Annotated in this window: 5 protein-coding genes; all 5 read right to left on the bottom strand. The window is 71.1% G+C overall.

Going from position 1 to position 5,629, the window contains the following annotated elements; all coding sequences use genetic code 11:
* Window positions 1-1,073 (bottom strand): sigma 54-interacting transcriptional regulator (locus ADBZ5U_RS13905; RefSeq protein ID WP_526811146.1); only part of this gene is annotated, 1,073 nt, incomplete at its 3' end.
* A gap of 161 nt (window positions 1,074-1,234) precedes the next feature.
* The gene (purH, locus tag ADBZ5U_RS13900; protein WP_526811144.1) at window positions 1,235-2,818 is read right to left on the bottom strand and encodes a bifunctional phosphoribosylaminoimidazolecarboxamide formyltransferase/IMP cyclohydrolase; all 1,584 of its coding nucleotides are present in this window, start codon (window positions 2,816-2,818) and stop codon (window positions 1,235-1,237) included.
* Complete coding sequence (purN, locus tag ADBZ5U_RS13895; RefSeq protein WP_526811142.1) at window positions 2,815-3,462, bottom strand: phosphoribosylglycinamide formyltransferase; 648 nt, start codon at window positions 3,460-3,462, stop codon at window positions 2,815-2,817. Before purN ends, purH begins: the two co-directional genes overlap by 4 nt.
* Before the next feature lie 29 nt (window positions 3,463-3,491).
* On the bottom strand, window positions 3,492-4,907 hold the full coding sequence (locus ADBZ5U_RS13890; RefSeq protein ID WP_526811140.1) for a cell division protein PerM: 1,416 nt from the start codon (window positions 4,905-4,907) through the stop codon (window positions 3,492-3,494).
* A gap of 37 nt (window positions 4,908-4,944) precedes the next feature.
* Window positions 4,945-5,629, bottom strand: a 685-nt coding sequence (locus tag ADBZ5U_RS13885; protein WP_526811138.1) for a DUF5336 domain-containing protein, incomplete at its 5' end; no start/stop codon positions are given.

The following is a 5,629-nucleotide window of genomic DNA, read 5'->3' as shown; positions in this document are numbered from 1 at the left end:
AGTTCGCGGCCCTCCTCGCCGGACTCGAACTCCAACTTGCCGCGCAGCACGTCGATCACGGTTCCCAGATCGACCACCCGGGCCACCGGTTCGTCCTCCCCGAGCACCGCGCCGCGGTGCCGCGCCGAGGCGGCAACCGTCTCGGCCGCGGCGATGGCGAAGCGGGCCGACACCCCGGACCGCTGATCCACCGAATGCGACTCGCGCAGCAGCCGGGTGAAGCGGGCGACGATCTGCAGCAGATAGGCCGGCACCTGCGCGGTCAGATGCGCCTCCTGGCCGATGACGCCGACCTCGGCGTCCAGTTCGCGCGGGTAGTGGGTGCGGACCTCGGCGCCGAAGCGGTCCTTCAGGGGGGTGATGATCCGGCCGCGATTGGTGTAGTCCTCGGGGTTGGCGCTGGCCACCACCAGCACGTCCAGCGGCAGCCGCAGGGTGTAGCCGCGGACCTGGATGTCGCGCTCCTCCATCACGTTGAGCATGGCCACCTGGATGCGCTCGGCGAGGTCGGGCAGTTCGTTGACCGCGACGATGCCGCGGTGCGACCGCGGGATCAGGCCGTAGGCGATGGTCTCCGGGTCACCCAGCGTCCGCCCCTCGGCGACCTTTATCGGGTCGATGTCGCCGACCAGGTCGGCCACGCTGGTGTCGGGGGTGGCCAGTTTCTCGGTGTAGCGCTCGCTGCGGTGCCGCCAGGTGACCGGCAGGTCGTCGCCGAGTTCGGCGGCCCGGCGGATCGACTGCGGAGTGATCGGGGAGTAGGGATGCTCGCCGAGTTCGGAGCCCTCGATCACCGGAGTCCACTCATCGAGCAGGTTGGCCAGCGACCGCAGCAGGCGGGTCTTGCCCTGGCCGCGCTCGCCGAGCAGGACGAAGTCGTGGCCGGCGATCAGTGCGCGTTCCAACTGCGGCAGCACGGTGTCGGAGAACCCGAAGATCCCGGGCCAGACGTCCTCGCCGGCGCCCAACGCGGTCAGCAGGTTCTCCCTGATCTCCTGCTTGACGCTGCGCTCGCGGTGGCCGGAGGCGCGCAGCTCGCCGAGGGTGGTGGGTAGCTCAGAAGCGGACGTCACGCCCTCCACGCTACGACTGCTGTCGAGTGGCTGTCCGTGTCAATCGGGTTCCAGGCAGGATCCGACAGGAACTCGTCACGCATGACCTGCGCGCCGAACGTGAACTCACTGCGAAATTCCGGTCCGATTTTCGCGGTGAATTCACACTCGGCGAAGCGGCACTAGTGCGCGAAGTGCCGCGCGCCGGTGAGGTACAGCGTGATCCCGGCCTCGTGGGCCGCCGCGGTCACCTCGTCGTCGCGCACCGACCCGCCGGGATGCACGACGGCCTTCACCCCGGCGGCCGTCAGCACCTGCAGGCCGTCGGGGAAGGGGAAGAACGCATCCGAGGCTGCCACCGCGCCGCGGACCCGGTCACCACCGCGCTCGACCGCCAGCCGTGCGGCGTCGACGCGGTTGACCTGTCCCATTCCGACACCGATCGTGGCGCCCTCGGCCGCCACGACGATGGCGTTGGACTTCACCGCGCGGCAGGTACGCCAGGCGAAAAGGAGGTCGGCCAGCGTCTCGTCGTCCGCCGGCTGCCCGGCCGCCAGCGTCCAGCCCGCCGGGTCGTCCCCGGCGGCGTTGATTTCGTCGCGCTCCTGCATCAGCAGCCCGCCGGCGATCTGCCGGATCTCGACGCCGCCGATGGCCGGTTCGGCGGCCACCAGCACCCGGATGTTCTTCTTGCGCGCCAGGATCTCCACCGCGCCTTCCTCGTAGGCGGGCGCCACGATGACCTCGGTGAAGATCTCCGAAACCTGTTCGGCCATCTCGCGGGTCACCTCGGTGTTGGCCGCGATCACCCCGCCGAACGCGCTGAGCGGATCGCAGGCGTGCGCCTTGCGATGGGCGTCGGCCGCCGATGTCGAGGAGATCGCGATCCCGCAGGGATTGGCGTGCTTGATGATCGCCACACAGATCTGCTGATGATCGAAGGCCGCACGCCAGGCGGCGTCGGCATCGGTGAAGTTGTTGTAGCTCATCTCTTTCCCGTGCAACTGCTCGGCTTGCGCCAGACCGGGCCAGCCGACGTCGTCGCTGTAGAGGGCGGCCCGCTGATGCGGGTTCTCGCCGTAGCGCAGCACCGAGGTGCGCCGCCAGTTCCGGCCGAGCCAGGCCGGCAGGTTGGCCGGCGCTCCGCTCTGTTCCGGCGCCAGGACCGAACCCATCCAGCCCGCGACCGCGATGTCGTACTCGGCGGTGTGCCGAAATGCCAATGCCGCCAGCTTCTTTCGCTCCCCCAGGGTGAAGCCGCCGGCCCGCGCCGCCGCCAGGACACCGTCGTAACCGAGTGGCTCGACCACGACGGCCACGCTGGCGTGGTTCTTGGCCGCGGCCCGCACCATCGACGGGCCGCCGATGTCGATCTGCTCGACGCACTCGTCGGCTTCGGCACCGGAGTCGACGGTCTCGCTGAACGGATAGAGGTTGACCACCACCAGGTCGAACGGTTCTATCTTGAGCTTCTGCAGCGCCGCGATGTGCTCGGCGTTGCGGGTGTCGGCGAGCAGACCCGCATGGACATGCGGGTGCAGTGTCTTGACCCGGCCACCGAGAATCTCCGGGAAACCGGTGACGAACTCCACCGGCGTCACGGGGATGCCTTTATCGGCAATGGTTTTCGCGGTCGACCCGGTCGAGACGATATCGACTCCGAGTTCGTGCAAGCCCTGAGCCAGCGGAATCAGCCCGCTCTTGTCGTACACGCTGATCAACGCGCGCCGGATGGGCTTCTTACCGATCAATGTCTGCGCCGTCATGCCTGCACCATTCCCAGGGTCGCCTTTCTGCCGCTCCAGGTCACGCCGCGCTGCGCCAGCGCGGCCAGCATGTCGACCAACAGTCGCCGCTCGATGACCTTGATCCGTTCGTGCAATGTCTCCTCGGTGTCGCCGTCGCGCACCTCGACGGCCTCCTGGGCCAGGATCGGCCCGGTGTCCATTCCGGCGTCGACCAGGTGCACGGTGCACCCCGTCACCCTCACCCCGTAGTCCAGCGCGTCGGGCACGGCGTGGGCGCCGGGGAAGGATGGCAGCAGCGCCGGATGGGTGTTGACCACCCGGCCCTCGAACCGGCCGAGGAAAGCCGGCCCCAGTATCTTCATGAACCCGGCCGAGACGATCAGGTCCGGGTCATGGCAGGCGGTCTCAGCGGTTATCGCGGCGTCCCAGGCCGACCGGTCCGGATAGTCGCCCAGCCGCACGGTGAAGGCGGGGATACCGGCGTCGGCGGCGATCTCGGCGGCCCGGCAGGCCCGGTCCACTCCGACCGCGACCACGCGGGCCGGGTAGTCCCCGACGGCGGCGGCAAGCAGCGACTGCAGCAGCGACCCGGTCCCGGAGGCCAGCACCACCAGTCGCGCCGGTGCGCTGGGCGGCACACGGATCTGCTGTGGCGCTGACACGGAGACGAGCCTATCGGCGCGGGCGGCCGTCAGCCCGACCGGGCATCGGGGCCGACCGTGCCGCCGGCCTCGACATCGGCCTCGATATCGGCGTCGACGAACATCAGGTCCTCGATGTCTTCGACGTCGGGCGCGGGGGTCACCGGCGGCGGCGCAGGCCCCGGCGCGGGCTCCGGTTCCGGTTCCGGCGTCTGTTCTTCGCCGAGACCGGGGTCGGGGCGGGGTTCTTCCCGGTTCTCCGGCGGGTTCTCCGGCGGGGATGCGGTCTCGGCGCGCGGGGTGGGCGCCGGCACGGCGGGACCGCGGCTGACCCCTCCGGCCATCACCACGGTCAGTCCGCCGACGAGCAGGAACCAGAAGGCCACCGCCGGGCCGAAGGTGGCCTGGTCGACTCCGACGTTGCCGAAGTTGCCCAGTGGTCCGCCCGCGGCGAAGGCCAGCAGCGCCAGGGTCACCGCGGCCAGCAGGGTCGCCACCGCGAGTTTGGCCAGCGCCAGCGGGAGCGGCAGCGGCCGCAGCGCACACTGCTGCCCGATCGCCACCGCCGCGGCCGCGCCGATGATCAGCAGCGCCACCCAGACCGGGCCGAGCGGCGGGGTCGGCGCCGCGGCCAGGATCGGCAGCGCCGGTATGTCACCGCCGAACACCGTGAACGCGCTGAACGTCGCGAAGCCGATGTGCGCACTGGAGCCGACCGCCACCGCGGCCGCGCCGAGCACCACGTTGGGCAGGTAGAGCAGCGACAGCAGGGTGAGGCTCAGTTGGCCAAGGAACGAGGAGGTGATGCCGTATAACTCGTGCATCGTTCCCCAGTGCACGACCAGGGACGCGGCCACCACGGCGCAGGACAGCGCCAGCAGTGCCGCGACGCCGATCATCGCCGGCCGCACCGCGTCCACAACCCACCCCGGCAGTCCCAGACGGGCGAGCGCCCGGGACCTGATGCGCGGCCAGACCCCGATCGCTGCGCCGAGGCCGTGCACGGCGGCGACTCCGGCGAACGCCCGCAGCGCGTTCGGGGTCTGCAGATCGGTGAGCACCGAGGCGGCGTCGTGGACGACCGCGAGTGCCACCGCCGCGACCAGCAGCGGCCCGCCCAGCGCGGAGGCGACGATCCACCGCAGGACGAACCGGGAACACCGCTCCGGGGTGGCCTGGGCGGTGGTGCGCGCGGTCGCCCACACCATCAGCGCCACCGGAGCCAGTGGCAGGGCGCCGATCTGCTGTCCGGCGATCGAGATCGGCACGTCGTGGACCGCCAGCCACAGGCTCGCGACGGCGCCGAGGGTGCCGGTCAGATCACTGTTGGCCGCGACAAGCTGCACCAGCGTGATCGCCGCGATGACGACGACGGCAACCAGCGAGGGGCCGAAGGCGACGCGCACCAAATCACGGGGCTGCGGGCCGCCGGGCGCCACCGGTGCCCTGCTCTGGGTCCTTGTCACTCGTCGAAAGCGGTGAAAAAAGCCAACCGGGCGACGGTCAGGGCCCGCTGGTGCCGGCAGCGGGACCCGAGGACTCCGCGGACGGGTTCGGCCCCGGCGCCGACTGCACCGACGATCCCGGCGGTGACGGGGTGTAGGCGGGGAACCCGGTGGGCGGGGTGTCGGGAGCGCTGGTGTCCGGGACGTTGTAGCCGCCGGCCGGGTAGCCACCCGGGTAGGGGGCCGGATATCCGGGGTGCTGCGGCGGGCCCTGGACGCCGGGCTGGAGACCGGGCTGGCCGTAGTAGCCGGGCGGCGGGCCGTACGGGCCGTACGGGCCGTACCGCGGCCGCGGGGCCGGGGCGGTGAGCACTCCGTTCTCGAACAGCAGGGCTGTGATCGCGGCGCCGGCCTGCAGCAGGGTGAACAGCAACCCCAGCCACAGCGCCCATCCGACCGAGATACCGGAGGGGCGGTTAACCACCTGGCCGATGACAAGCAGCAGCCCCAGGACCGCGGCCACCGCGACGACCGCGGTGTACGACCGGGCCGCCCTGGGCAGCAGTCCGACGGCCGCCAGCAGAGCGGCGACCAGCGCCGCCACCGTCCAGTAGCTCAGTCCGCTGGCGGTGAGCTCGGCGCCGCCGAAGGGTCCCATCTCGGCGTTGATGCTCAGCTGCGGACCGAAGCTGGCCAGGTAGGCGGCCAGGCCGAGGAAAACCACGCCGGCGGTGAGGTAGGAC

This window comes from Mycobacterium sp., assembly GCF_040398885.1.
Classification (GTDB): Bacteria; Actinomycetota; Actinomycetes; order Mycobacteriales; family Mycobacteriaceae; genus Mycobacterium.
Note: the sequence above shows the minus strand (reverse complement) of the source record. Positions and strands in the feature narration are given on the sequence as shown.

Excerpts from the sequence above, each read along its gene's own strand:
- purH (WP_526811144.1), bottom strand. The coding sequence starts at position 2,818 with ATGACGGCGCAGACATTGATCGGTAAGAAGCCCATCCGGCGCGCGTTG.